The sequence below is a fragment of the Pseudaminobacter soli (ex Li et al. 2025) genome (assembly GCF_003012705.1).
Taxonomy (GTDB): domain Bacteria; phylum Pseudomonadota; class Alphaproteobacteria; order Rhizobiales; family Rhizobiaceae; genus Pseudaminobacter; species Pseudaminobacter soli.
Map to the genome: position 1 here is coordinate 437,854 of NZ_PXYL01000001.1, position 23,284 is coordinate 461,137.

Here is a 23,284-nt window from a genome sequence, read left to right on the forward strand (position 1 = left end):
CATCATGAAATTGGTCCATCGCGTTCGCCGTTTCTCCGCCATGGTGGCGGCGTCGGCTGTTCTTGCAGTCGCAGCTCCGGCATTTGCGCAGGACATCTCCGACGCGCACCTGAAGGCAGCGCGCGACGCGGTTGCCGCCATCAGGGCAACCGACTTCTACGATGGAATCCTGCCGCAGGCCGCTGCCGCGCTGAAGGGGCAGATGATCGACAAGAACCCGGACCTGCAGGAGGTCATCACCTCGACCGTCGACGACACGGCGCTGAAGCTCGCCGGCCGCCGCGCCGACCTGGAGAAGGAGGCCGCGCTGGCCTATGCTCGGGTGTTCTCCGAGGAGGATCTCAAGGCCATCGCCGCTTTCTACAACTCGCCGGCCGGCAAGAAGCTTCTTCAGGACGGCCCGATCGTGACGCGTGAAGCGGCCAAGGCGGCCGACATCTGGCAGCGCGGCATTGCGCGCGACCTCGCCGAACAGGCCGCGACCACCCTCGAGGCGACCCTGAAGGAAAAGGGCCTGATCCCCAAGCCGGGCGCTACCGATGCCGCCGAGCCCGCCCCGCAGGGCGAAGCCGCACCGGCCAATTGATCGCGAGCGTTCGCATCACCATATCTTTCGAAGAGCCCGGGTTGCCCGGGCTTTTCTTTTGGTGAATTGGCCTTCGGTCGAACAGACGGTTCAATCTGGCTGCAAAACGCTCTAACTGTCCTCTGCCCGCCAACGGAGAAAAGGAATCATGACTGCATACGACTACGATCTCTTTGTCATTGGCGGCGGCTCGGGCGGCGTTCGTGCGGCGCGCGTGGCGGCCTCGATGGGCAAGCGGGTGGCTATCGCCGAAGAATTCCGCTTCGGCGGCACTTGCGTGATCCGCGGCTGCGTGCCCAAGAAGCTCTATGTCTATGCGTCCCAGTTTCCCGAGCAGTTCGAGGATGCGGCCGGCTATGGCTGGACCGTGCCGGAAGCCAGCTTCGACTGGCGCAAGCTGGTTGAGAACAAGGAGCGCGAGATCTCGCGGCTGGAAGGCCTTTACCAGAAGGGCGTCGCCGGCAATGGCGGCGAGACTTTGCATACCCGCGCGACGCTGGTCGACAGACATACGATCAGGCTCGAGGGGGAGAACCGCACCGTCACTGCCGATCAGATCATGATTGCCACCGGCGGACGGCCGAACCCGCATACGGCGCTGCCGGGGCACGAGTATTGCATTTTCTCCGACGAGGCCTTCGACCTGCCGGAATTGCCGAAATCCATTGTGATTGCGGGCGGCGGCTATATTGCGGTCGAGTTCGCCAACATTTTCCACGGCCTCGGCGTCGAGACGACGCTGATCTATCGCGGCAAGGAGATCTTGAGCCGTTTCGACATGGATCTGCGGCACATGCTGCATGAGACCATGGAGAAGAAGGGCATCCGGATCATGCTGCACACGGTCTTCGAGAAGATCGAGAAGCGTGCCGATGGGCGCCTTGATGCACACGTCACCGGCGGCGAGGTTTTGACGGCCGATCAGATGATGCTCGCCATCGGCCGAATCCCGAACACGGAAGATCTCGGCCTGGAAAAGGTCGGGGTCGAAATGGGCAAGATGGGCGAGATCATCGTCGATGATTATTCGCGCACCAGCGTCGACAACATCTGGGCGATCGGAGACGTCACCAATCGCATCCAGTTGACCCCCGTGGCCATCCACGAGGCGATGTGCTTCATCGAGACTGCCTACAAGAACAATCCGACCAAGCCCGATCACGATTGCATTGCGACGGCGGTGTTCTCGCAGCCGGAAATCGGCACGGTCGGCCTGTCGGAAGACGACGCTTCCAAGCGCTTCGCCAATCTCGAAATCTATCGCGCCACCTTCCGGCCGATGCGGCATACGCTGTCGGGTCGGCAGGAGAAGATGCTGATGAAGCTGGTGGTCGATGCGGATACCCGACGGGTGCTTGGCGCCCATGTTCTGGGCCCGGATGCCGGCGAAATGGCGCAGCTTCTCGGCATTCCTCTGAAGGCCGGCCTCACCAAGGACGACTTCGACCGCACCATGGCGGTCCATCCCACCGCCGCCGAAGAACTGGTGACGATGTACAAGCCGAGTTATCTGGTGAGAAACGGCCAGCGGGTCGAATAGGGAACCTTGAACGCGTTCGCTTTCGACCCAAATGCGGGGTAGAATAGGTATCCGGCTTCCTGTATAGGGGCCTGTCCCCGAAAATGCGGGAGTTTTAGCCGGGCAGTTTTCTGCCTTGAGATTAAGTATTGGGTGCAACGATGACGAAATGGTCCCCGAAGTCCTGGCGCAACAAGCCGATCCAGCAGGTTCCTGCCTATCCGGATCAGGCTGCGCTGTTTGAAACCGAGGCCCGTCTTGCATCCTTTCCGCCGCTGGTTTTTGCAGGTGAAGCACGCAAGCTGAAGAAGCAGCTTGCGGCCGTTGCGAATGGCGAGGCGTTCCTGCTGCAGGGCGGCGACTGCGCCGAAAGCTTCGCCGAGCACGGCGCGGACAATATCCGCGACTTCTTCCGCGTCTTCCTGCAGATGTCGGTCGTGCTGACATTTGCCGGTGCGCAGCCGGTGGTGAAGGTCGGCCGCATCGCCGGCCAGTTCGCCAAGCCGCGCTCGTCGGACAACGAGACGCGCGATGGCGTGACCCTGCCGAGCTACCGCGGCGACATCATCAATGGCATCGACTTCGACGAGAAGTCGCGCGTGCCGGATCCGGCGCGGCAGGAAATGGCTTACCGCCAGTCGGCTGCCACGCTCAACCTTCTGCGCGCTTTCGCCCAGGGCGGCTACGCCAGCCTGGAGAACGTGCATCGCTGGATGCTCGGGTTCGTTTCCGACAGCCCGCAGGGCGAGCGCTATGAGGCGCTGGCCAATCGCATCACCGAAACGATGAATTTCATGAGTGCGGTCGGCATTACGTCGGAGAACAATTTCGCGCTGCGCGAGACCGATTTCTACACCAGCCACGAGGCTCTGCTGCTCGGCTACGAGGAGGCGCTGACCCGCGTCGACTCGACGTCTGGCGACTGGTACGCCACCTCGGGCCATATGATCTGGATCGGCGACCGTACGCGTCAGTCCGATCACGCTCATGTGGAGTACTGCCGCGGCATCAAGAACCCGCTCGGCCTGAAGTGCGGTCCGTCGCTGACGCCGGATGGCCTGCTGGAACTGATCGATCTGCTGAACCCGGAGAACGAGCCGGGCCGTCTGACACTGATCGCGCGCTTCGGCGCCGACAAGGTGGGCGATCACCTTCCGAAGCTGGTGCGCGCGGTGCAGAAGGAAGGCCGCAAGGTCGTCTGGTCCTGCGATCCGATGCATGGCAACACCGTCACGGCTGCCGGCTACAAGACGCGTCCGTTCGACCGCATCCTGGGCGAAGTTCAGAGCTTCTTCGATGTCCATGCGGCTGAAGGCACGCATGCCGGCGGCATCCATGTCGAGATGACCGGCAAGAACGTGACCGAGTGCACGGGCGGTGCGCGCGCGATCCGCGACGACGAGCTGCAGGATCGCTACCACACGCATTGCGACCCGCGCCTCAATGCCGATCAGGCGATCGAACTGGCTTTCCTGGTGTCGGAGCTGCTGAAGAAGGGCGCCGACCGCAACCAGAAGAAGGTCGCGAACGCCTAAAAGGTCGTTCGACTCCGAAAACAAAAAGGGCGCCGGAATTTCCGGCGCCCTTTTGTTTTGTCTGCAATTTGGGTCGGAACGCCGACTAATCCTTGCGATAAAGCATCCAGTTCTTCCCCGAGCGCGCGGAAATATCGGAAAAACGGGTCACGCGATTGCGGCCGTCGATCTTCGAGCGATAGAGGGCGCGATCGGCTTTGGTGTAGAGGTCTTCGGCGCTTTCGGCTTCGGACGCCATGCAGATGCCCATCGACACCGTAACCGGCCCATAATTCACGCTCGGCTGTCCCCCGCAGAACTGGGTCTGCTCGATCAGGAGGCGGATGTGATCGGCAATCTCATGTGCCGATTGTTCGCTGACGCCGTCCACGACCAAGACGAATTCCTCGCCGCCAGTCCTGGCGACGAACATGTTGTCGCTGACGCTGGTGCGGAAAATGTCGGCGATGATCTTCAGGATCTTGTCGCCAACGGGATGACCATAACGGTCATTGATCTCCTTGAAGCGATCGATGTCGGCCAGGATCAACCCCTTGAACACGATGCCGTTGCTGCTGTTGTAGATCGCGGCCAGTTCCTTGTCGAAGGCGCGACGGTTCCACAAATGCGTGAGCGGATCGGTGTCGGCCAGCCGCTTGTATTCCTCGAGCTTCGATTTGACGCTTTCCAGTTCGGTCGATTTCTCGTCCAGCGTCTGCGCCACCTGCCGGCCATGGTCGATCGTCGAATTCGTCGCCATCGACATGGCGGTGGCGATCTTCTGAAGCAGTTCCTTACTGAGCAGGTCCCTGTTGTTCAGGCCGCTCGAGGTCTGGTCGAGGATCTGGCCGTACCTCTCGAGATGAGTGCGTTCGTTGCGCAGGAGACGGGCGACGTCTTCCAACTCCTGGGCGATGACCTCGCGTGCCTTTTCGACGACGGTCTGGTGGTGATTCTGGGCAAAGTACTTTTGGCCGATCTGGTCCAGCCGCTCCTGCGTCGGGCGATTGCCAAGTTCGATGACCTCGAGGCTGAGCATCGGATTGGTACCCGAAAGCGCCTCATAGAATATTTCATAGTTGCGCGGCAGGCCCATCACGCCCATCTGGCGCATCGTCGCGACTACGGTGCTGGTAAGATCGTTGCCGGATTCACCCGGGGCGACAGCAGGCTGCATACTTGCTCCACTCTACATTGGAGCCGCCGGAGCGGCTCCGCTGCCAATGTCCGAACGCGCGATGATCGAGACATCCATTGATGGGTGGACCCTGCCCGTGGCAAGAGACGGCCCCCACCTTGCGGTCTCTTTGCACATTTAATTTAGATGCGATGGAGATAAACTTTCCTTAATTTTCGAAGCAAGTGCATTCTTTCATGTATTTTTTGAAAAGCTTTTTCGAAAGTTAGATAGTTACATCAGCAACAATGAACGTCCTCGACGATGTCGCATAGACGAAAGCATCGGGGAGTTGCTTGTAGTTAGTTTCTTGTCGCCCGTGTGACGTGGCGCCAGGAGACGAGATATGAGCGAGCGGAAAACAGGTTCTTGCGGCTGCGGTGCTGTTCGATTCACGACATCCGGCCCGTTGCGAGGCGTCGTCTATTGTCACTGCTCGCAGTGCCGCAAACAAAGCGGTCACTTCTTCGCGGCGACGAATGTCGCAGACTCCGATATCGAGATCAAAGGCGCCGAGAACATCACCTGGTACAGCGGCTCGGAAGTCGCCCGCAGGGGATTTTGCCGGGTCTGCGGCTCGGCGCTGTTCTGGAAGCATGACGAGCTGGATACGATTTCAGTCCTGGCGGGGGCCTTCGACACGCCCAGTGGGCTCGTTGCCGACAGCCATATCTTCCTGGCCGACAAGGGCGACTACTACGAGATTGACGATGGCCTGCCGCAATTTGCGACATCTGCGCCATCGGTGAAAGTCGCCGGCGATTGAACGCCGCTGCGGCGAGCGTTGCCGTTTGCTGAACGGTTCGTTGCGGAGTGGCGATCTGACTCGAACGCTGGATCGCGCGTATATTGTGGTCAAGGAGAACCTCCATGGCCACCATGCCCACATTGTTCATCTCTCACGGCGGACCGAGCATCGTCATCAGCGACACGCCGGCACGTCACTATCTTGAAAGCGTATCGAGCCTGATGCCCCGGCCGAAGGCGATCGTCATCGTCTCGGCGCATTTCGAGACGCATGGGGTGACGGTCGTGACCGATCCAAGGCCCGAAATGATTTACGATTTCAGGGGCTTTGCGCCGGAGCTCTATGAAATGGTCTATCCCGCTCCCGGTGAGCTGGAACTGGCCGAAAAGGTGCTGGAACTGCTTGAGAATGCGGGGTTGTCGCCCTCGCGGCTCGGCAAGCGCGGCTTCGATCATGGCACCTGGACGCCGATGAAGCTGGCTTTTCCGGATGCCGACATCCCCATTGTGCAGGTCTCGATCGATCCTAATCGCGATGCCGCTTGGCACTATGCGGTGGGCAAGGCTTTGTCACCGTTGCGCGAGGAGGGCGTGCTGCTGGTCGGCTCGGGTCACATCACTCACAATCTGCGCGCATATTTTTCGGTCATGAGGCAGGGCGCCGCGGTCGATCCCGAGCTGGCGGGCAAGGTGACCGCCTTCACCGATTGGTTCGACGAGAAGCTGAAGGCGAACGATTCGAAAGCGCTGCTCGATTGGAAAAGCCAGGCTCCGTTTGCGGCCGACAACCACCCCACCGACGAGCATCTGATGCCGATCTTCTTCGCTTATGGCGCGGCGGGCGAACACCCGCAGGTCAAACGAGTTCACGACTCGGTCGATAACGGCTTTTTCGCCAATGATTCCTACCTGTTCCAGTGACTGGTGGATTGCGCTACATGATCGTTTCATGACGATTCATGTGGGGATTGTGGCATGGGGCGCCTGATCAGTGCGTTTCGCAATTCGGTCAGGGCGTTCGGCCGGCTTATTCGTAGCGAGAAGGCGTTCCAGCAGGAGGTGATCCTGCTGCTGGTTGCTATTCCGGTCGGCTGGTTTGTTGCCACGAGTTGGAGCGGCTATGCTCTGCTCATCGGCGCGATCCTGATGCTGATGATGGTCGAGGTGCTGAACACCGGCATCGAAGCCGCCTGTAACGCCGTTTCACGCGAGTTCCATGTCGACATCCAACTGGCCAAGGATTGCGGGTCTCTCGCGGTCCTGATCTCCATCATACTGGTTGCCGGCATTTGGCTGATCGCCCTGTTCGAGCGACTGACCGGCACTCAGATCTGATCGAGCTCGAAGCGTATTCCTGTCCGGATCGGACCTGATACGATGCCTAAGGTTCCACGGGAGGTTTCCATGCTCGACTTCGAGAAGATTCGCGCCAGGGCTGCCACACGCAAGGGCGGGCCGGAGGTTCTTGCCTCGCTGCTTGGGCCCGTGCCGGACAATTCGGCGCTGGCCAGGACTCCCGACGACCGCATCCTTTCGACCATGGCCGAGCGTATTTTTGCCGCCGGCTTCGTCTGGCGGGTGATCGAACAGAAATGGCCGGGCTTCGAGGAGGCGTTCCTGAACTTCGAGCCGAAGCGGCTCCTGTTCCAGCCCGACGATTTCTGGCACGAACTCGCTTCCGACAAGCGCATCGTGCGCAATCCGCAGAAAATCCGCTCGGTTCGCGACAACGCCGCTTTCGTCGAACGTGTCTCGAAGGAGCATGGCGGTTTCGGCAAGTTTTTGGCCGAATGGCCGGCCGACGACCAACTCGGGCTGACAACCTATCTCGCCAAGCATGGCAGCCGGCTGGGTGGCCACACCGGGCAGTATTTCCTGCGCTGGCTGGAGTGGGACACTTATATCCTGTCGCAGGACATGACGGCCGCCCTGCGCGATGCGGGGTTGGAAATTTCCGAAAATCCCGCCTCGAAGCGGGACCTTGCTCTAGTTCAGCAGCAGGTCAACGCCTGGGCGAGCCAGACGGGCCTGCCGCGCAAGCACATTTCGCGGATTCTTTCGATGTCCATCGGCGAAAACCATTCGCCCGACACCATCCGCGAATACACTGGAGAATAGATGGCGGGCATATGCTCATATTGAGCATTGTGGCCCACATCATCGCTTCGCCCTGTCCGTTGCAACCATAATCCTGCCGCGCTACACCCCTTGGCATGAACACAAAGCCCGTAGTCCGCGATATTCTGCGCATTGCCGTAGCTCAGCTGAACCCGGTCGTCGGCGATATTGCCGGCAATATTGCCAAGGCCAGGGAGGCGAGGGCGGATGCCGCGCGGCAGGGCGCTGACCTTGTCCTGTTCACCGAACTCTTCATTGCTGGCTATCCGCCGGAGGACCTTGTGCTCAAGCCGGCCTTCGTGACGGCTTGCGAGCGCGCGGCGACTGAATTCGCCGCAGAGACGGCCGATGGCGGACCCGGTGTCATTATCGGCACGCCGCTGCGGCGCAAGAGCGGGCTTCACAATTCGATCATCGTGGCGGACAACGGCAAAGTGATCGCCGAGCGCTACAAGATCGACCTGCCGAACTATGGCGAGTTCGACGAGAAGCGCGTGTTCCAGCCGGGACCGGACATGCCTGGGCCGGTCAACTATCGCGGTGTCCGGCTGGGCATCCCGATCTGCGAGGACATCTGGGGCGACCTTGGCGTCTGCGAGACGCTTGCCGAGTCGGGCGCTGAAATCCTGCTGGTGCCGAACGGTTCGCCCTATTGCCGCGGCAAGATCGACGTGCGTCAGCAGGTGGTGATCAAACAGGTCATCGAAACCGGTCTTCCGATGCTCTACGCCAACCAGCTCGGCGGTCAGGACGAGCTGATCTTCGACGGTGCTTCTTTCGCCATATCGGCCGAAAAGCAGCTGGCCTTCCAGATGAGCCAGTTCGAGGAGGCCGTCGTCGTCACCACCTGGAAGCGCAGCGAAGACGGCTGGGAATGCGTCGACGGGCCGGTGTCCAGGATTCCCGAGCGGGAAGAGGCCGACTACCGGGCCTGCATGCTGGGCCTGCGCGACTATGTGAACAAGAACGGCTTCAAGAATGTCGTGCTCGGTATGTCGGGCGGCATCGACTCGGCGCTTTGCGCGGCACTTGCCGTCGATGCGCTGGGCGACGAGCGGGTGCGCACGGTCATGATGCCTTACCGCTATACGTCCAGCGATTCGCTGAAGGACGCGGAAGACTGCGCCCGTGCGCTCGGCTGCCGCTATGACATCGTGCCGATCTTCGAGCCCGTCGAAGGGTTCATGCACGCGCTGACACAGCTCTTCGAGGGTACCAAGGAAGGCATCACCGAGGAAAACCTGCAGAGCCGTGCCCGCGGCACCATCCTGATGGCGATTTCCAACAAGTTCGGCTCGATGGTGGTGACCACCGGCAACAAGTCGGAAATGTCGGTGGGCTACGCCACGCTCTATGGCGACATGAACGGCGGCTTCAACCCGATCAAGGACCTCTACAAGATGCAGGTCTATGCGCTGGCGAGCTGGCGCAATGGCACGGTGCCGCCGGGCGCGCTGGGGCCTTCCGGAGAGGTGATCCCGCAGAACATCATCGACAAGGCACCGTCGGCGGAGCTGCGTGAAAACCAGACCGATCAGGATTCGCTGCCGCCCTATCCGGTGCTGGACGACATTCTGGAGTGCCTGGTCGAAAACGAGATGGGCGTCGACGACATCGTCGCGCGCGGTCACGACCGCGATCTGGTCCATCGCATCGAGCATCTGCTCTACATCGCCGAATACAAGCGCCGGCAGGCAGCGCCGGGCGTGAAGATCACCAAGAAGAACTTTGGGCGTGACCGGCGCTATCCGATCACCAACAGATTCAGGGATCGCAACTAGGTTCCTGTTTCTGCAACGGGCGTGGGGAGGTGGCCGTGGCCGACTATAAGATCAGTTTCGACAGGGACCGGATCGATTTCCGCGCCACTTCCGAGATTCTGAAGGCGGCCTACTGGGGCAAGTACCGCACTGATGGGGGTCACGAGCAGGCTTTCGCCAATTCGCTCTGCGCTGCGGCCTACTGTAACGGCGAGCAGGTGGCTTTCGCCCGCGCCGTCACCGACCGCACCTATTTCGGTTATCTCTGCGACATCATCGTCTGGCCCGAGCATCGCGGGCAGGGGCTTGGCCGCAAGCTGGTCAGTGCGTTCCTCGATCATCCGGACCTCGGCGGCATCCTGCATTGGGGCCTGTCAACATCGGACGCCCATGGCGTCTATGAAAAGCTCGGCTTCGTCAGGTCGACCGACGGGCAGTATATGCGCCTGTCGCGCACGCCATCGCCCTGACCGGATTACGTCGATCTAAAGTTCTCATTGCTAATTTGTTGCAGCTTTACCGCACCGTTTGATCCAAAGCGGCTTTCTCGGCCTGGCCGGCTTGGCGAACACAATTGCCTATTCTATAAGCAACTTCCCGCGTTTCCCCGCTTCGGGAGGGCACGAATGGCAGAATTTGACATCGTTATGCGAGGTTCCGAGGCCTAGCTCTCAAGCAGGGTGCCGAAGAGGTTTGTCCTCATTCGGCCAAGCTTTGGGTTAGGTCTGCTGCCTCGGTCGCCGCCGGAAACATTCTGGACCGGTCGCCAAATTCGTTTTCGTACCGCGCATCTCCCGGTCGGCTTTGCCGTCCTTTCGCGGTGTTTCCATAACTGACTTCTTATTGGGATCGGGCGGCTCTTTGCCCCCGAATGACATTATGGCTCGTTTTCGTATCGACTGGCGCGGCGGGGCTTTCCGCAGCGTCTTCGGCTTCACTGCCAAACATTGGCGTCGCCAGCCCGTTCGGCTGACGGTGATCGGCATTGCAGTGCTTCTGTCGACCATGGCCGACGTTTTGACGCCGCTTTATTCCGGGCGGCTGGTCGATGCTGTCGCCTCCGGCGCGGCAAGCGACGTCGTGGCCTGGAATGCTGCGCTCTCGGCCTTCTTCACGCTCTTGGCGCTGGCGCTGGGCGCGATCGTCATGCGCTACGTCACCTTCATGGGTATCGTGAAGCTGACGCTCGACATGATGTCCGACATCGCGTCCGATGCCTTCTTCCGCATCCAGCGCTTTTCGACCGACTGGCACGCGAATGCCTTTGCTGGCTCGACCGTGCGCAAGGTGACGCGCGGCATGTGGGCGCTCGACCTCTTGAACGACACGATCCTGATCGCTCTTCTGCCGTCGCTGGTGATGCTGGTCGGCTCCACCGTTCTGCTGGCCTGGTACTGGCCGATGATGGGTCTGATCGTGGCGGTCGGCTCGCTGCTCTACATCGCGCTCACAGTGTCGCTGTCGCTTGCCTATGTCGCGCCGGCGGCGAGCCTCGCCAACCGCTGGGACACCAAGCTCGGCGGCGCGCTGGCCGATGCGGTGAGCTGCAACTCCGTCGTCAAGGCTTTCGGCGCCGAGCATCGCGAGGATGCTATCCTGTCGAAGGTCCTGGGCAAGTGGCAGCATCGCACCGACCGCACCTGGTCGCGCGGAACGATCAACGGCACAGCACAGGGCGTGACGCTGATTGTCCTGCGCGCTGCGGTCATCGGCTTTGCGCTGCTGCTATGGGCGAATGGTCAGGCGAGCGCCGGCGACATCGCCTTCGTGCTGACCTCGTTCTTCGTGCTGCAGGGCTATCTGCGCGACGTCGGCATGCATGTGCGCAACCTGCAGCGCTCGGTCAACGACATGGAGGAACTGGTCGACATCCACGGCCAACCCCTGGGCATCGAGGACAAGCCGCATGCGAGGCCGATCGAGATCACCGATGGCGATATCAAGTTCGACAAGGTGACCTTCCACTATGGCAGCCACCATTCGCCGCTCTATCGCGACTTCTCCGTCACGATCAAAGCGGGCGAGCGGGTGGGGCTGGTCGGGCACTCGGGTTCCGGCAAGACGACCTTCGTCAAGCTCATCCAGCGGCTCTACGATGTCAGCGGCGGGCGTGTCCTGATCGACGGGCAGGACATCTCGCAGGCGCGGCAGGCCTCGCTGCGTTCGCAGATCGCCATCGTGCAGCAGGAGCCCATCCTGTTCCACCGATCGCTGGCCGAGAACATCGCCTATGCGCGGCCCGGCGCCACGCAGGCGGAGATCGAGAAGGCGGCGAAGCTTGCCAGCGCGCACGACTTCATCACCCGCCTGCCGAAGGGCTACGGCACGCTTGTGGGCGAGCGCGGCGTAAAGCTGTCGGGCGGCGAGCGTCAGCGTGTGGCGATCGCCCGTGCCTTCCTGGCCGACGCACCGATCCTGATCCTCGACGAGGCAACCTCGAGCCTGGATTCGGAATCGGAGGTGCTGATCCAGCAGGCGATGGAGCGGCTGATGGTCGGGCGCACCACGCTCGTCATCGCGCACCGGCTTTCGACCGTGCAGGCGCTCGACCGGCTTCTGGTGTTCGATCGCGGCCGCATCGTGGAAGAGGGCGACCATGCTGCTCTCATCCGGCTGAACAACGGCATCTATCGCCGTCTGTTCGAGCGGCAGGCGCTGGAACTGACGAAGGGGCTTGTCTGAAAAGAGTATCATGGGCCACGCTTGGCCGTGGCCCATGACCCGCATGGCAGCCTTGCCAATATCATAAGCATCCGTTAACCGGTGCAAATGACCGTAACTGTACGCTTCGCTCCGTCGCCGACAGGCCGCATCCACATCGGCAATGCGCGCACCGCGCTGTTCAACTGGCTGTTTGCCATGAAGAATGGCGGCCGCTTCGTCCAACGCTTCGACGACACCGACATCGCGCGTTCGAAGCAGGAATATGCCGACGCCATCCTCTATGACCTGCACTGGCTGGGCATTTTCCCGGATGCCACCGAAATTCAGTCGCGTCGCTTCGGCCGCTATGACGAAGTCACGGAATGGATGAAGGCAGCCGGGCTGCTTTACGCCTGCTACGAGACGCAGGAAGAGCTCGAACTGCGCCGCAAGATCCGCCTGTCGCGAAAACTGCCGCCAGTCTATGGCCGTGAGGCGCTGAAGCTGACGCCTGAGGAGCGCGAGGCTCTGGAGGCCGAAGGCCGCAAGCCGCACTGGCGCTTCCTGCTGCCCAATTTCAAGCACGACCCGTTCGACACCGAACGCACCGAGATCCATTGGAACGATCTCGTGCGCGGCGAGGAGACCGTCGATCTCGCTTCGCTCTCAGACCCGGTTCTGGTGCGTGAGGACGGGACCTATCTCTACACGCTGCCTTCGGTGGTCGACGATATCGACATGGGCATCACCCATATCATCCGTGGCGACGACCACGTCACCAACACCGGCGTGCAGATCGCGCTGTTCCGCGCCCTTGGCGCCGAGGCGCCGATCTTCGGTCACCACAACATGCTGACCACGAGCGGAGGCGAGGGGCTGTCGAAGCGCACTGGTGCGCTGTCGATTTCTGGCTTGCGCGAATCCGGCATCGAGCCGATGGCGGTCGCCTCGCTGGCGGTGCTGATCGGCTCATCCGAAAACGTCGCCGCCATGCCGAGCATGTCGGAGCTCGCTTCCCATTTCGATCCGGCAGCGACGTCCAAGTCGGCGTCGAAATTCGATCCGGACGAACTCATCGTCCTCAACCGCACGCTGCTTCACAAGATGCCGTTCGAGCAGGCCCAGGACCGGCTTTCGGCTCTCGGCGTTTCCGGCGATCAGGCTGAGGCCTTCTGGCTCGCCGTGCGCGGCAACCTCGACAAGCTGGCGGATGCCGCAGGCTGGTGGCGAATCGTGCGCCAGGGGCCGGAGCAGACGGATGAACTGTCCGAACAGGATGCGGAATTCGTCCGTGAGGCGCTGGAACTTCTGCCCGAAGAACCCTGGGATCGCGAAACCTGGAAGTCGTGGACCAATGCGGTGAAGGAAGCCACCGGCCGAAAGGGCAAGGCCCTTTTCATGCCGCTGCGCCTGGCTCTTACTGGCCTGGCTTCCGGCCCGGAGCTCGCAGATCTATTGCCCCTTCTGGGTCGGGAAGGAACACTGGCCCGACGACCCTGACCTTGCGGTTGGGGTCGAGATCGCGCTCGACCGGCGGCTGGCGTGTCGCGGTAGAACTGGCCGTCTCGACTTTAGTGGGCGCTGCGGGCGGCTCCGGCTTCACGATCGATGATGAATGGGTCCGATCGGATCCCGTCGCCGGGCTATCGGCTCGCGGGGGATTGCCGGCGATGATTTCGTAATCGGAAGGCTGGCCCGTATTGTCGACCGGATCCAGCGACTGTCGTTCGATCGCCTGATTGTCGTCGAGCGAGGCGGTGTTGCCTTGTTCGCCAGCAAGATCCACGTCGCTCTGCTCGCTGACCGCGGGGTCGCTGAGGATCTGCTCGATCGTGCGTCCGTTTCGGTCAGCGGCTTCGGTGCTGGAATCCAGCGGATAGGAGTCCGTTTGCTCACGGCAGCCATTCGCGTCCAGCGCCGCGATGATTTCTTCCGGCGACCTTGCGGGGGCGACGTAGGCGGCCTGAGCACGCGCCTGTTGCAGGCTGTCGAGATTGCTCTCCATCTTCGCCAGGGTGGCGTTCAGGCTGGCACAGTTTTCCGTGCCGCGGCCAGTCGAGGAAAAGCCACAGCCGGTCACTTGCGCACGATTGCGCAACTTGACGATCTGATCGCGCTGCTTGGCGATCGCAGTGTCGTATTTGGCGGTATTGGGCGCCTGGCGAGGCGCGATGCCAACCAGCTCGGCTTCGAGCTGGTCGCACAGGCGAGCATCGGCAGGGGCTTGCGCGACAGCGGCGAGGACGCCCGAGGAGGTGCCGGCAACGATTGCGATTGCCTTGAGGAACCTTTTCGACCCGGCCGTCATCTTCACTCCGATATCACTTTTGCCCCCCGCCGCGCCGCCTAGCACATGCGGGGTTAACTGCCGATTTACTGAAATCCGGTCTGCAGGATTTCGTTCCGTTTCCCTCAGTCCGGCTTGGCCAGCGTAGCCTGCGCCCTATGCCCGGCTTCGACGACGGCCAGTGCGGTCATGTTGACCACGCCGCGCGACGTCACCGAAGGCGTCAGGATGTGGGCAGGCTGCGCCGTGCCGAGCAGGATCGGGCCGACATGGAGCGCATCCATCATCATCTTGACGGTGTTCAAGGTGATGTTGGCCGCGTCGAGGTTCGGGAAGACGAGAAGATTGGCCTCGCCCTTCAGCGTCGAGTGCGGATAGACCCTCTGCCGCAGGTGCTCCGAGAGGGCCGAATCGGCATGCATTTCGCCGTCGCACTGCAGGTCGGGCGCCACGCGCTTCAGGATCTCGGCTGCCTCGCGCATTTTCACCGCGCTCGGCGCGTCGCGCGAACCGAAATTCGAGAAGGATAGAAGTGCCGCCTTGGGCTCGATGCCGAAGCGGCGGATTTCCTCGGCCGCCAGGATCGTCATTTCGGCGATCTCTTCGGCGGTCGGATCAACCGAGACGTAGGTGTCGGTCAGGAAGATGACGCCACGGCTCGTGATCAGCATGGAAAGCGCTGACAGATCGTGATCGCGAACGCCTTCACGCGCGCCGATGAGCAGCCTCACATTGCGCAGGTGGCGGGCGAATCGCCCTTCAAGCCCGCAGATCATGGCGTCGGCCTCGCCGCGGCGTACCGCCAGGCCCGCGATCACCGTGCTCTCGGTGCGGACCATGGTGCGCGCAGCTTCCTGCGTGATGCCGCGCCGGCCGCCGAGTTCGATCAAAAGCTCGACGTAGTCGCGATAGCGCGGATCGTCCTCGGGATTGATCAGCTCGAAGTCTGTGCCCGGCCGGATGCGCAAGCCGTAGCGGCGCAGGCGCACGTCCACGACATTGGGGCGGCCGATGAGGATCGGCTGGGCGATGCCTTCCTCCAGCACCACCTGCGCCGCGCGCAGCACGCGCTCGTCCTCGCCATCGGCGTAGATGACGCGCTTTGCGCTTGAGGATTTGGCAGAGGAGAACACCGGCTTCATGACGAGGCCGGAGCGGAAGACGAAGCGGTTGAGCCGGTCGAGATAGGCCGGGAAGTCGGTGATCGGGCGCGTGGCGACGCCGCTTTCGCAGGCTGCCTTGGCGACAGCCGGGGCGATGCGCAGGATGAGGCGCGGATCGAACGGCGACGGAATCAGGAAGTCGGGGCCGAAGGTCGGCGTCTCGCCCGAATAGGCTTTTGCGGCGACATCCGAAGGTTCCTCGCGCGCCAGCGAGGCGATCGCGCGGACTGCCGCGAGCTTCATCTCCTCGTTGATTGCGCTTGCGCCGCAATCCAGCGCGCCGCGGAAAATGTAGGGGAAGCAGAGGACGTTGTTGACCTGGTTGGGGAAGTCCGAGCGTCCGGTGCAGATCATGGCGTCGGGACGCGCGGCGCGCGCCACTTCCGGCATGATTTCCGGCACGGGGTTGGCCAGCGCCAGGATCAGCGGCTTTTCGGCCATGTCCTTGAGCAGTTCGGGCCGCAGCACGCCGGCGGCGGAGAGGCCGAGGAACACGTCGGTGCCGCCGATGACGTCGTCCAGCGTCCGCGCATTGGTCTCCTTGACGTAAGGGTCCTTCCAGCGGTCCATCTCCTCGACGCGGCCCTTATAGGCGACGCCATAGCGGTCCGTGACCCAGATGTTCTCGACCTTGGCGCCGAGCGAGACGAGCAGATTGAGGCAAGCCAGCGCCGCTGCACCCGCTCCCGAGGTGACGATCTTGACGTCCTCGATCTTCTTGCCGGCAAGCTCCAGCCCGTTGAGGATGGCGGCGGCGACGATGATGGCGGTGCCATGCTGGTCGTCGTGGAAGACGGGGATCTTCATCCGCGCCTTGAGCTGCTCCTCGACCTCGAAGCATTCCGGCGCCTTGATGTCTTCAAGGTTGATGCCGCCGAAGGTCGGTTCCAGCGCGGCGATGGTCTCGACCATGCGCTCGATTTCTGGCGCCTCGATCTCGATGTCGAACACGTCGATGCCGGCGAATTTCTTGAACAGGACGGCTTTGCCCTCCATCACCGGCTTGGAAGCGAGTGGGCCGATATTGCCGAGGCCGAGAACCGCGGTGCCGTTGGAGATGACGGCCACGAGATTGGCGCGCGCCGTATAGTCGGCTGCGGTCGCCGGCTCGTCGCGGATCGCCAGGCATGGGGCAGCAACGCCGGGCGAATAGGCTAGCGCCAGGTCGCGCTGATTGCCGAGCGGCTTCGTCGCCTGGATCTCGAGTTTTCCCGCAACGGGATATTTGTGGAAGAACAGCGCCGCCTCGTTGAGGTCGGAGCGTGCCGCGTTGTCTTTTTCGGTGTCCATATCAGCCGCTTTATTCCGCATAGGTCGTCAGGGCCTGGCCCTGGACCATGATTTAACACGCAACGCCGCGTTTTCGAGATCGTTCACCGACCGAAAACGCGGGCAATCACCAAGTTTTCGTGATTCCAAATAGTTGGAACCACTAATTCACAAATTGAGTCCGATCTGTGATCGGCTCAGAAAGCGCTCACATAGAGCCCGCCATCCACCGGTATGTTCTGACCGGTAAGATAACCCGCATGCGCCGAGCACAGGAAGGCACAAATCTGGCCGAATTCCTCCGGCGTGCCGAGCCGCTTGGCCGGAATGTCGGCGCTCAGGCGCTCCTTGCGCTCCCGTGCCGCTTCCGGCGTCTCGACCTCGCCGCTGCCGTGCGTGGTGCGCAGGCGGTCGGTGTCCAGCTTGCCGGGCAGCAGGTTGTTGATGGTGACGTTGCGGCTGATGACGGTGCGCGCCACGCCGGCGAGGAACGAGGTGAGGCCCGCTCGTGCGCCCGATGACAGGTCCAGCCCGGGAATCGGCACATAGACCGACAGCGACGTGATGTTGACGATGCGGCCGAAGCCGCGCTCGGCCATGCCGTTGATGACGGCCTGAACAAGCTCGATCGGCGTGATCATGTTGTTGGTGACGCCGTCGATCAATTTCTTGCGATCGAGTTCGCCCAGCGGGCGCGGGGGCGGCCCGCCATTGTTGTTGACGAGGATGTCGGGAGCCGGCGCCGCCGCCAGCAGGGCCTTCTGCACGGCCGGGTCGGCAACGTCGCCCACCACCTCGATGACGTTGACGCCGAAGCGGTCGCGGATTTCCTGGGCGGTCTTCGCCAGGATCGCTTCGTCGCGGCCGTTCACGACCAGATTGCAGCCTGCCTCGGCCAGGGCCATGGCGCATCCGCGCCCGAGCCCCCGGCTCGATGCGCATATGATTGCCGTCTTTCCCCGAATGCCGAGATCCATGATTTGCTTCTCCGATTTGCAGGCCGATAACCTATCCCTTGGCGCGGAAACCGCAACCGTCATACGCCTGTTGCATGAATCTGGGCATAGGCAGCGCAACCGTTAACGGAACGAATGCCATGTCCGGTCAAGCGCCCCGCACATTCCGCACCCTGTTCATTTCGGATGTCCATCTTGGCTCCAAGCCTGCCAAGGCGGAGTTCCTGATCGATTTCCTGCGCCACCACGAGGCCGAGACGATCTATCTCGTCGGCGATATCGTTGACGGCTGGCGGCTGCGTCGCTCCTGGCACTGGCCGCAAACCCACAATGACGTGGTCCAGAAACTGCTGCGGCAGGCGCGCAAGGGCACCAAGATCATCTACATCGCCGGGAATCACGACGAATTCCTGCGAATGTTCCAGGGCACGCATTTCGGCGGCATCGAAGTGGCCGACCGTGCGATCCACGAGGCGGCCGATGGCAAGCGCTATCTGGTCATCCATGGCGACCAGTTCGACGCCATCGTCCACAATGCGCGCTGGCTGGCCTATCTGGGCGACAAGGCCTATGACCTCGCCATCATCGTCAACCGCTTGGTGTCGCGGCTGCGCCGCATGTTCGGCATGCCTTACTGGTCGTTCTCTTCCTGGGCCAAGGTGAAGGTGAAGAAGGCGGTGAACTTCATCGGCGCCTTCCAGGACGTTCTGGCCGAAGAGGCGCGGCGTTCGGCCGTCGATGGCGTGATCTGCGGCCATATCCACCACGCGACGATCGAGGATTTCGGCGACGTGCGCTACGTCAACACCGGCGACTGGGTGGAAAGCTGTACCGCAGTGGTCGAGCATTTCGACGGCACGATGGAAATCCTGTGCTGGCCGCAAGTGCTCGCGACGAACCCGGTTCCGGAGACTGTCTTCGTGCCGACGGTCATCGAAGGGGGTGCCGTCAAGGCGGCATGATGGGCATTCGCCATGAATTGGGAGCCTGCCAATCAGCGCGCCCGCATCGATAGGGCGACGCGTACTGCCTCGGCCGCTCCTGCCGCGCAGCAGCCGGCAGCAAGGCACACACAAAAGCTTGGCGTGCTCGGCACGGTGGATGCGAGGCTTCCAACGGCCGCCCGATCCGGGAATGCCTTGTCGCTGGAGACACCGCGCGTGGCAGTCCAGCCAAATAGGCCCGCGGATTTGCTTTGTTTCCCGGCAATCGGGGGCATGTTAATGGAGCCGTTAGCGCGGCCGGGGATTTTCGCATGAGTCGCGCTCGGACCCGCGCTCCCTCATGCCACTACCGTCGACGCTTTCACCCGACCAGCTCGTCAAGCCGCGCCATTTCGAACTGCGCATATCGCTGATCTTCCTCGCGATCTTTATCCCGCTTGGCGTGCATCTGCCGTACTTCCCGCTCTGGCTTGAGTCGAAGGGTTTCGCGGCCGAGCAGATAGCGCTGATCCTTTCGGCGCCGATGTTCCTGCGCGTGGTCACGACGCCCTTCATCACGGCAATGGCCGATCGGGCGAGGGACCGTGCCAATGTGCTGATCCTGATGGTTGCGGCGGCGCTGTTGCTCTCGGCCGGCTACTTCCTTGAACCGACCTATGTCACCGTTCTGGGCGTTTCGCTGGTGCTGGCGGTGTTCTGGACACCGCAGACGCCGCTGACCGATTCGCTGGCGCTTTCGGGCGTGCGGCGCTTCGGGTCGGTCTATGCGCGGATGCGGATCTGGGGTTCGATCTCGTTTCTGGCAGCCAATCTGGTGGGCGGCGCCGTTCTGGCGGTCTACAGCGCAAATGCCGTGCCGGTCATGATCTCCCTCGGCCTCGTTGGCGCGCTGGCCGTTTCGTTCCTGGCGCCGCGCCTGGGGCGCCCGAGACGCGCTTCGCCGCTGTCGGCCACGGAACTGCAGGAGGAGGCGCCAAAGCTCCTCAACGCCTACTTCCTGTTCTTCGTCATCGGAGCCGGGGTGATCATTTCCAGCCACGGTTTCCTCTATAGTTTCGTCTCGATCTACTGGAAGTCGATCCAACTCAGCGAAACGCTTGTCGGGCTTCTGTGGGCCTGGGCCGTGGTAGCCGAAGTTGGCATGTTCATGATCTTCACGCGCGTCTTCAGCCATATGCGCGCGCCCACGCTTCTGGTCATGGCAGGCCTCGCGGCGATCCTGCGCTGGCTCATGTATCCGCTCATCTGGCCGCTTGGGCTTGGCGCCTTCGGCTTCTTCGTCGCGCAGACGCTGCACGCGTTCTCAACCGGCCTGATCCTGATCGGCGTGCAGAAGATGATCGGCGAAACGGTGGCCGAGGAACGAATGGGCGCGGCGCAGGGAATCGCCTTCTTCGCCAACGGTTTTGCCATGGCCAGCGTGACGCTGATTTCCGGCGCGCTCTACGATCGCCTCGGCGTCGACGGCTTCTTCGTCATGGCGGGCGTGGCGCTGGTCGGCCTGCTCTTCATCGGGCTCGCCGCCCGCTCAGCCCCAAAGCGCCTGCTGGGGCGGCGAGACGAGCGAGCCGTTGTAGACGAGGCCGGGTGAGCGGTCGCGCGCCAGAAGCAGCGGCCCATCCAGATCGACGAACTCGGCATCCTGCGCGAGCAGCACAGCCGGCGCCATCGCCAGCGACGTGCCGACCATGCAGCCGACCATGATCGAGAATCCGAGTTCGCGTGCGCGGTCGCGCAGCAGCAGGGCAGCCGTAAGCCCGCCGGTCTTGTCGAGCTTGATGTTGATCGAGTCGTAGAGCCCAAGCAGCGAGGTGAGGTCCTCGACGCCGTGTCCGCTTTCGTCGGCACAGATCGGCACCGGGTGAGGAATGTTTCGCAAAATGCCGTCCTTGCCGGCGGGCAGGGGCTGTTCGATCAGCGCGATTCCCAGATCCGCCGCCACTGCCATGTTTTCGCGGATGTTCTCGTCGGTCCAACCTTCATTGGCGTCGAGAATGATACGGCTGTTGGGGGCTGCGTCAGCCACAGCCCGGATACGGGCGATGTCGCCGTCGCCGCCGATCTTGACCTTCAGCAAGGGCCGGGACGCGTTTTCGCGAGCCTGCGCGGCCATCGCCTCGGGCGTGCCGAGGGAGAGGGTATAGGCCGTCTCCAGCGGCTTGGGGGCCGAATCAGAAAGGCGCTGCCATGCTGGGGTGCCGGAAATCTTGGCCTCCAGGTCCCAGAGGGCGCAATCGACCGCGTTGCGGGCTGCACCGGCAGGCATCGCGTCCATCAGGGCTTGCCGGTCAAGGCCGGCGGCAATCTTCGGTGCAATCGATTCGATCGCCGCCTGCACGCCCTCCATGGTTTCGCCGTAGCGCTTATAGGGAACGCATTCGCCGCGCCCCGTGTAAACGCCGTCCGAAATCGTGCAAGTTATGACTTCCGCTTCGGTTTTCGAGCCGCGCGAGATCGTGAAGGTACCGGCTATGGGGAACCGCTCAGCATTGACCGAAAGGACACGCGCCATATTTTTCTTCTCCACTCTTCGCTGCTGCTTGGCCGACAAAGTGACAGACCCGATATGACGGGATAAAACAGGCAGCTATGTTGATCAATGCCAACAACAGGCGGCCGAGCACCGCCACCGAGAATCTTCCTCTCGTCACAGAGGTGGAGCGGGATGGCGTGCGTGTCTATGCCCTGTCAGGGGCCTGGATAACCCGCACCGTGGCGCAGGTCGATTTAGAGATGCGGCGACTTGAGACTCGGCACAGCGGCGAAGTGCTGACGCTCGATCTTTCGGGCATAGACAAGATCGATACCGCAGGCGCCTGGCTGATCGACAGGGTCCGGACCGTCAATGAAGGTCACGGCTCGCAGGTCACGCTGCTGGCGCAGAGCCGCGAGGCGTCGATCCTGCTCGACGCGGTTCGCGAAGCATCGCGCCGGGGCGTGGACACGCACCGGCCCAGGGGGCCCAGCTTCCTCATCATGGCGCTCGAAACCATCGGTCGCACAGTCTACACGATCCGCGACGACTTCCTCGCCTCGATGAACATACTGGGCTCGACGATCCGCGGCGCGCAATTGAAGCTCGGGCGCGGGCACGCCATCAACCTGGCTGCTATCTTCAATCAGATCGACCGCATGGGCGTCGGGGCGGTCCCCGTGGTGGTGCTGATGTCCACCATCGTCGGCGCGATCGTGGCCCAGCAGGGCGCCTACCAGCTCCGCTATTTCGGTGCGGACATCTTCGTCGTGGACTTGGTCGGCATCCTGATCCTGCGCGAACTGGGCGTGCTGATGACTGCCATCATGGTGGCAGGCCGATCCGGCAGCGCGATAACGGCCGAGATCGGGTCGATGAAGATGCGCGAGGAAGTGGACGCGCTGAAGGTCATCGGCCTCAACCCGGTGGGCGTCCTGGTGTTCCCGCGACTGGTCGCGCTTGTGATCGCGCTGCCTTGCCTGACGGTTGCCGCCAATTTCGCGGCGTTGGGCGGCGCCATCGTGATTTCCTACTACTATTCGAACATCAGCCCGACGGCATTCGTCGACCGGCTGCGCGTGGGCATCGATCTCAGCACCATCTTCTCCGGACTGATCAAGGCGCCGTTCATGGCGATGATCATCGGCATTCTGGCGTCCGTCGAAGGGCTGAAGGTCGGCGGCAGCGCCGAATCGCTTGGCCGTCATGTGACGGCTTCGGTGGTCAAATCGATCTTCGTGGTCATCATCCTGGATGGCGCCTTCGCCATCTTCTTTGCGTCCATCGGCTTCTAGAGGCGAAGATGACCCAGGACGCCACGATAACCCGGAAGGCAAGCGACACGGCGGACGATTCTGACATCGTGCTTGCCGCCCATAACATCACGGTCGGTTTCGAGGACAACATCGTGCTCGAAAACCTCTCGCTGGATATCCGTCGCGGCGAGATCCTCGGTTTCGTCGGTGCCTCCGGCGCCGGCAAATCAGTGCTGCTCAGGACCGTACTTGGGCTGACCAAGAAGCGCTCGGGCACGATCAAGATATTCGGGCTCGACGTCGACAAGGCCAGCGAGGTCGAGCGCATGCGACTCGACATGCGGCTCGGCGTGCTGTTTCAGCACGGCGCCCTATTTTCGGCGCTAACAGTGCTTGAAAACGTCCAGGTGCCGATGCGGGAGTATCTCGATCTGCCGAAACGGCTGATGGACGAGCTCGCGCTGCTCAAGGTCGAACTTGTCGGCCTGCCGCGGGATGCGGCCCAGAAATTTCCGTCGGAACTGTCGGGCGGCATGATCAAGCGCGCTGCCCTCGCACGCGCGCTTGCGCTCGATCCTGACATCGTCTTCCTCGACGAGCCGACCTCCGGCCTGGACCCGATCGGCGCGGCCGATTTCGACGAACTGGTCGCGAAGCTGCGCGACACTATGGGTTTGACCGTCTACATGGTAACCCATGACCTAGACAGCCTTTTTGCGGTATGCGACCGAATTGCAGTCCTCGGCAAGAAAAGGGTACTGATAGAGGGCACGATTGAAGACATGCTTGCCAGCGAAGAGCCGTGGGTGAAATCTTACTTCCGGGGTAAGCGCGCGCGTCAGATCGACCTGGCCGCAAGGGGATAGAACCAA

At 62.2% G+C, this 23,284-nt stretch carries 20 protein-coding genes; 15 read left to right on the plus strand and 5 right to left on the minus strand.

The genetic code is table 11. From position 1 onward, the window contains the following. The first annotated feature begins 4 nt into the window (after nucleotides 1–4). The 3 genes from C7I85_RS02115 (at nucleotide 5) to C7I85_RS02125 (ending at nucleotide 3,640) form a co-directional block, all read left to right on the plus strand. Entirely contained in the window at nucleotides 5–586 is a 582-nt protein-coding gene (locus C7I85_RS02115) for a DUF2059 domain-containing protein (protein WP_106722288.1), read from the plus strand. Between the two features lie 148 nt (nucleotides 587–734). Next, a complete protein-coding gene (gene gor, locus C7I85_RS02120; RefSeq protein ID WP_106722289.1) occupies nucleotides 735–2,126 on the plus strand; it encodes a glutathione-disulfide reductase in 1,392 nt (463 codons plus the stop codon). Nucleotides 2,127–2,266: 140 nt separating this feature from the next. Continuing rightward, on the plus strand, nucleotides 2,267–3,640 hold the full coding sequence (locus C7I85_RS02125) for a class II 3-deoxy-7-phosphoheptulonate synthase (RefSeq protein WP_106722290.1): 1,374 nt from the start codon (nucleotides 2,267–2,269) through the stop codon (nucleotides 3,638–3,640). Between the two features lie 85 nt (nucleotides 3,641–3,725). On the opposite strand, the gene C7I85_RS02130 is transcribed toward C7I85_RS02125, so the two are convergent. Continuing rightward, on the minus strand, nucleotides 3,726–4,796 hold the full coding sequence (locus C7I85_RS02130) for a diguanylate cyclase domain-containing protein (RefSeq protein WP_106722291.1): 1,071 nt from the start codon (nucleotides 4,794–4,796) through the stop codon (nucleotides 3,726–3,728). A gap of 346 nt (nucleotides 4,797–5,142) precedes the next feature. Between C7I85_RS02130 and C7I85_RS02135 the strand changes: the two genes are divergently transcribed. From C7I85_RS02135 to gltX, 8 genes are all read left to right on the plus strand, one after another. Continuing rightward, nucleotides 5,143–5,562 (plus strand): GFA family protein, encoded by a 420-nt coding sequence (locus C7I85_RS02135; RefSeq protein WP_106722292.1) that lies wholly within the window; start codon nucleotides 5,143–5,145, stop codon nucleotides 5,560–5,562. Between the two features lie 104 nt (nucleotides 5,563–5,666). After that, entirely contained in the window at nucleotides 5,667–6,464 is a 798-nt protein-coding gene (locus tag C7I85_RS02140) for a DODA-type extradiol aromatic ring-opening family dioxygenase (protein ID WP_106722293.1), read from the plus strand. A 54-nt stretch (nucleotides 6,465–6,518) separates the two neighbouring features. Further along, nucleotides 6,519–6,878: a diacylglycerol kinase gene (locus tag C7I85_RS02145; protein ID WP_106722294.1), complete on the plus strand. Its 360-nt coding sequence runs from the start codon at nucleotides 6,519–6,521 to the stop codon at nucleotides 6,876–6,878. A 69-nt stretch (nucleotides 6,879–6,947) separates the two neighbouring features. Beyond that, nucleotides 6,948–7,661, plus strand: a complete 714-nt coding sequence (locus tag C7I85_RS02150) for a DNA-3-methyladenine glycosylase I (protein WP_106722295.1) — start codon at nucleotides 6,948–6,950, stop codon at nucleotides 7,659–7,661. Between the two features lie 95 nt (nucleotides 7,662–7,756). Then, entirely contained in the window at nucleotides 7,757–9,442 is a 1,686-nt protein-coding gene (locus C7I85_RS02155; RefSeq protein ID WP_106722296.1) for an NAD+ synthase, read from the plus strand. A gap of 35 nt (nucleotides 9,443–9,477) precedes the next feature. Further along, on the plus strand, nucleotides 9,478–9,891 hold the full coding sequence (locus C7I85_RS02160) for a GNAT family N-acetyltransferase (RefSeq protein ID WP_106722297.1): 414 nt from the start codon (nucleotides 9,478–9,480) through the stop codon (nucleotides 9,889–9,891). Between the two features lie 409 nt (nucleotides 9,892–10,300). After that, on the plus strand, nucleotides 10,301–12,103 hold the full coding sequence (locus tag C7I85_RS02165; protein ID WP_106722298.1) for an ABC transporter ATP-binding protein: 1,803 nt from the start codon (nucleotides 10,301–10,303) through the stop codon (nucleotides 12,101–12,103). A gap of 87 nt (nucleotides 12,104–12,190) precedes the next feature. Further along, nucleotides 12,191–13,564, plus strand: a complete 1,374-nt coding sequence (gltX, locus tag C7I85_RS02170; protein WP_106722299.1) for a glutamate--tRNA ligase — start codon at nucleotides 12,191–12,193, stop codon at nucleotides 13,562–13,564. Here gltX and C7I85_RS02175 read toward each other — a convergent pair. From C7I85_RS02175 to C7I85_RS02185, 3 genes are all read right to left on the minus strand, one after another. Then, complete coding sequence (locus tag C7I85_RS02175; protein WP_106722300.1) at nucleotides 13,482–14,372, minus strand: hypothetical protein; 891 nt, start codon at nucleotides 14,370–14,372, stop codon at nucleotides 13,482–13,484. The two genes, gltX and C7I85_RS02175, sit on opposite strands and share 83 nt — an antisense overlap. Before the next feature lie 104 nt (nucleotides 14,373–14,476). After that, complete coding sequence (locus C7I85_RS02180) at nucleotides 14,477–16,804, minus strand: NADP-dependent malic enzyme (RefSeq protein ID WP_106722301.1); 2,328 nt, start codon at nucleotides 16,802–16,804, stop codon at nucleotides 14,477–14,479. 176 nt (nucleotides 16,805–16,980) lie between these two features. Beyond that, nucleotides 16,981–17,760, minus strand: coding sequence for an SDR family oxidoreductase (locus tag C7I85_RS02185; protein WP_106722302.1), 780 nt, complete (start codon nucleotides 17,758–17,760; stop codon nucleotides 16,981–16,983). A 119-nt stretch (nucleotides 17,761–17,879) separates the two neighbouring features. On the opposite strand from C7I85_RS02185, the gene C7I85_RS02190 reads away from it, so the two are divergent. Further along, nucleotides 17,880–18,701 (plus strand): UDP-2,3-diacylglucosamine diphosphatase, encoded by an 822-nt coding sequence (locus C7I85_RS02190; protein WP_106722589.1) that lies wholly within the window; start codon nucleotides 17,880–17,882, stop codon nucleotides 18,699–18,701. Nucleotides 18,702–19,023: 322 nt separating this feature from the next. Continuing rightward, the gene (locus tag C7I85_RS02195; protein ID WP_106722303.1) at nucleotides 19,024–20,274 is read left to right on the plus strand and encodes an MFS transporter; all 1,251 of its coding nucleotides are present in this window, start codon (nucleotides 19,024–19,026) and stop codon (nucleotides 20,272–20,274) included. Here C7I85_RS02195 and dgcA read toward each other — a convergent pair. Next, nucleotides 20,212–21,195: an N-acetyl-D-Glu racemase DgcA gene (dgcA, locus tag C7I85_RS02200; RefSeq protein WP_106722304.1), complete on the minus strand. Its 984-nt coding sequence runs from the start codon at nucleotides 21,193–21,195 to the stop codon at nucleotides 20,212–20,214. The genes C7I85_RS02195 and dgcA overlap by 63 nt on opposite strands. Nucleotides 21,196–21,272: 77 nt before the next feature. On the opposite strand from dgcA, the gene C7I85_RS02205 reads away from it, so the two are divergent. After that, on the plus strand, nucleotides 21,273–22,451 hold the full coding sequence (locus C7I85_RS02205; RefSeq protein ID WP_106722305.1) for an MlaE family ABC transporter permease: 1,179 nt from the start codon (nucleotides 21,273–21,275) through the stop codon (nucleotides 22,449–22,451). Nucleotides 22,452–22,459: 8 nt separating this feature from the next. After that, entirely contained in the window at nucleotides 22,460–23,278 is an 819-nt protein-coding gene (locus tag C7I85_RS02210) for an ABC transporter ATP-binding protein (RefSeq protein WP_106722306.1), read from the plus strand. Nucleotides 23,279–23,284: the final 6 nt, after the last annotated feature.

Bases quoted from the DNA above. Each gene is read 5' to 3' on its own strand.
- C7I85_RS02115 (WP_106722288.1), top strand. From the start codon at position 5: ATGAAATTGGTCCATCGCGTTCGCCGTTTCTCCGCCATGGTGGCGGCG.
- gor (WP_106722289.1), top strand. From the start codon at position 735: ATGACTGCATACGACTACGATCTCTTTGTCATTGGCGGCGGCTCGGGC.
- C7I85_RS02125 (WP_106722290.1), top strand. From the start codon at position 2,267: ATGACGAAATGGTCCCCGAAGTCCTGGCGCAACAAGCCGATCCAGCAG.
- C7I85_RS02130 (WP_106722291.1), bottom strand. From the start codon at position 4,796: ATGCAGCCTGCTGTCGCCCCGGGTGAATCCGGCAACGATCTTACCAGC.
- C7I85_RS02135 (WP_106722292.1), top strand. From the start codon at position 5,143: ATGAGCGAGCGGAAAACAGGTTCTTGCGGCTGCGGTGCTGTTCGATTC.
- C7I85_RS02140 (WP_106722293.1), top strand. From the start codon at position 5,667: ATGGCCACCATGCCCACATTGTTCATCTCTCACGGCGGACCGAGCATC.
- C7I85_RS02145 (WP_106722294.1), top strand. From the start codon at position 6,519: ATGGGGCGCCTGATCAGTGCGTTTCGCAATTCGGTCAGGGCGTTCGGC.
- C7I85_RS02150 (WP_106722295.1), top strand. From the start codon at position 6,948: ATGCTCGACTTCGAGAAGATTCGCGCCAGGGCTGCCACACGCAAGGGC.
- C7I85_RS02155 (WP_106722296.1), top strand. From the start codon at position 7,757: ATGAACACAAAGCCCGTAGTCCGCGATATTCTGCGCATTGCCGTAGCT.
- C7I85_RS02165 (WP_106722298.1), top strand. From the start codon at position 10,301: ATGGCTCGTTTTCGTATCGACTGGCGCGGCGGGGCTTTCCGCAGCGTC.
- gltX (WP_106722299.1), top strand. From the start codon at position 12,191: ATGACCGTAACTGTACGCTTCGCTCCGTCGCCGACAGGCCGCATCCAC.
- C7I85_RS02175 (WP_106722300.1), bottom strand. From the start codon at position 14,372: ATGACGGCCGGGTCGAAAAGGTTCCTCAAGGCAATCGCAATCGTTGCC.
- C7I85_RS02180 (WP_106722301.1), bottom strand. From the start codon at position 16,804: ATGGACACCGAAAAAGACAACGCGGCACGCTCCGACCTCAACGAGGCG.
- C7I85_RS02185 (WP_106722302.1), bottom strand. From the start codon at position 17,760: ATGGATCTCGGCATTCGGGGAAAGACGGCAATCATATGCGCATCGAGC.
- C7I85_RS02190 (WP_106722589.1), top strand. From the start codon at position 17,880: ATGTCCGGTCAAGCGCCCCGCACATTCCGCACCCTGTTCATTTCGGAT.
- C7I85_RS02195 (WP_106722303.1), top strand. From the start codon at position 19,024: ATGCCACTACCGTCGACGCTTTCACCCGACCAGCTCGTCAAGCCGCGC.
- dgcA (WP_106722304.1), bottom strand. From the start codon at position 21,195: ATGGCGCGTGTCCTTTCGGTCAATGCTGAGCGGTTCCCCATAGCCGGT.
- C7I85_RS02205 (WP_106722305.1), top strand. From the start codon at position 21,273: ATGTTGATCAATGCCAACAACAGGCGGCCGAGCACCGCCACCGAGAAT.
- C7I85_RS02210 (WP_106722306.1), top strand. From the start codon at position 22,460: ATGACCCAGGACGCCACGATAACCCGGAAGGCAAGCGACACGGCGGAC.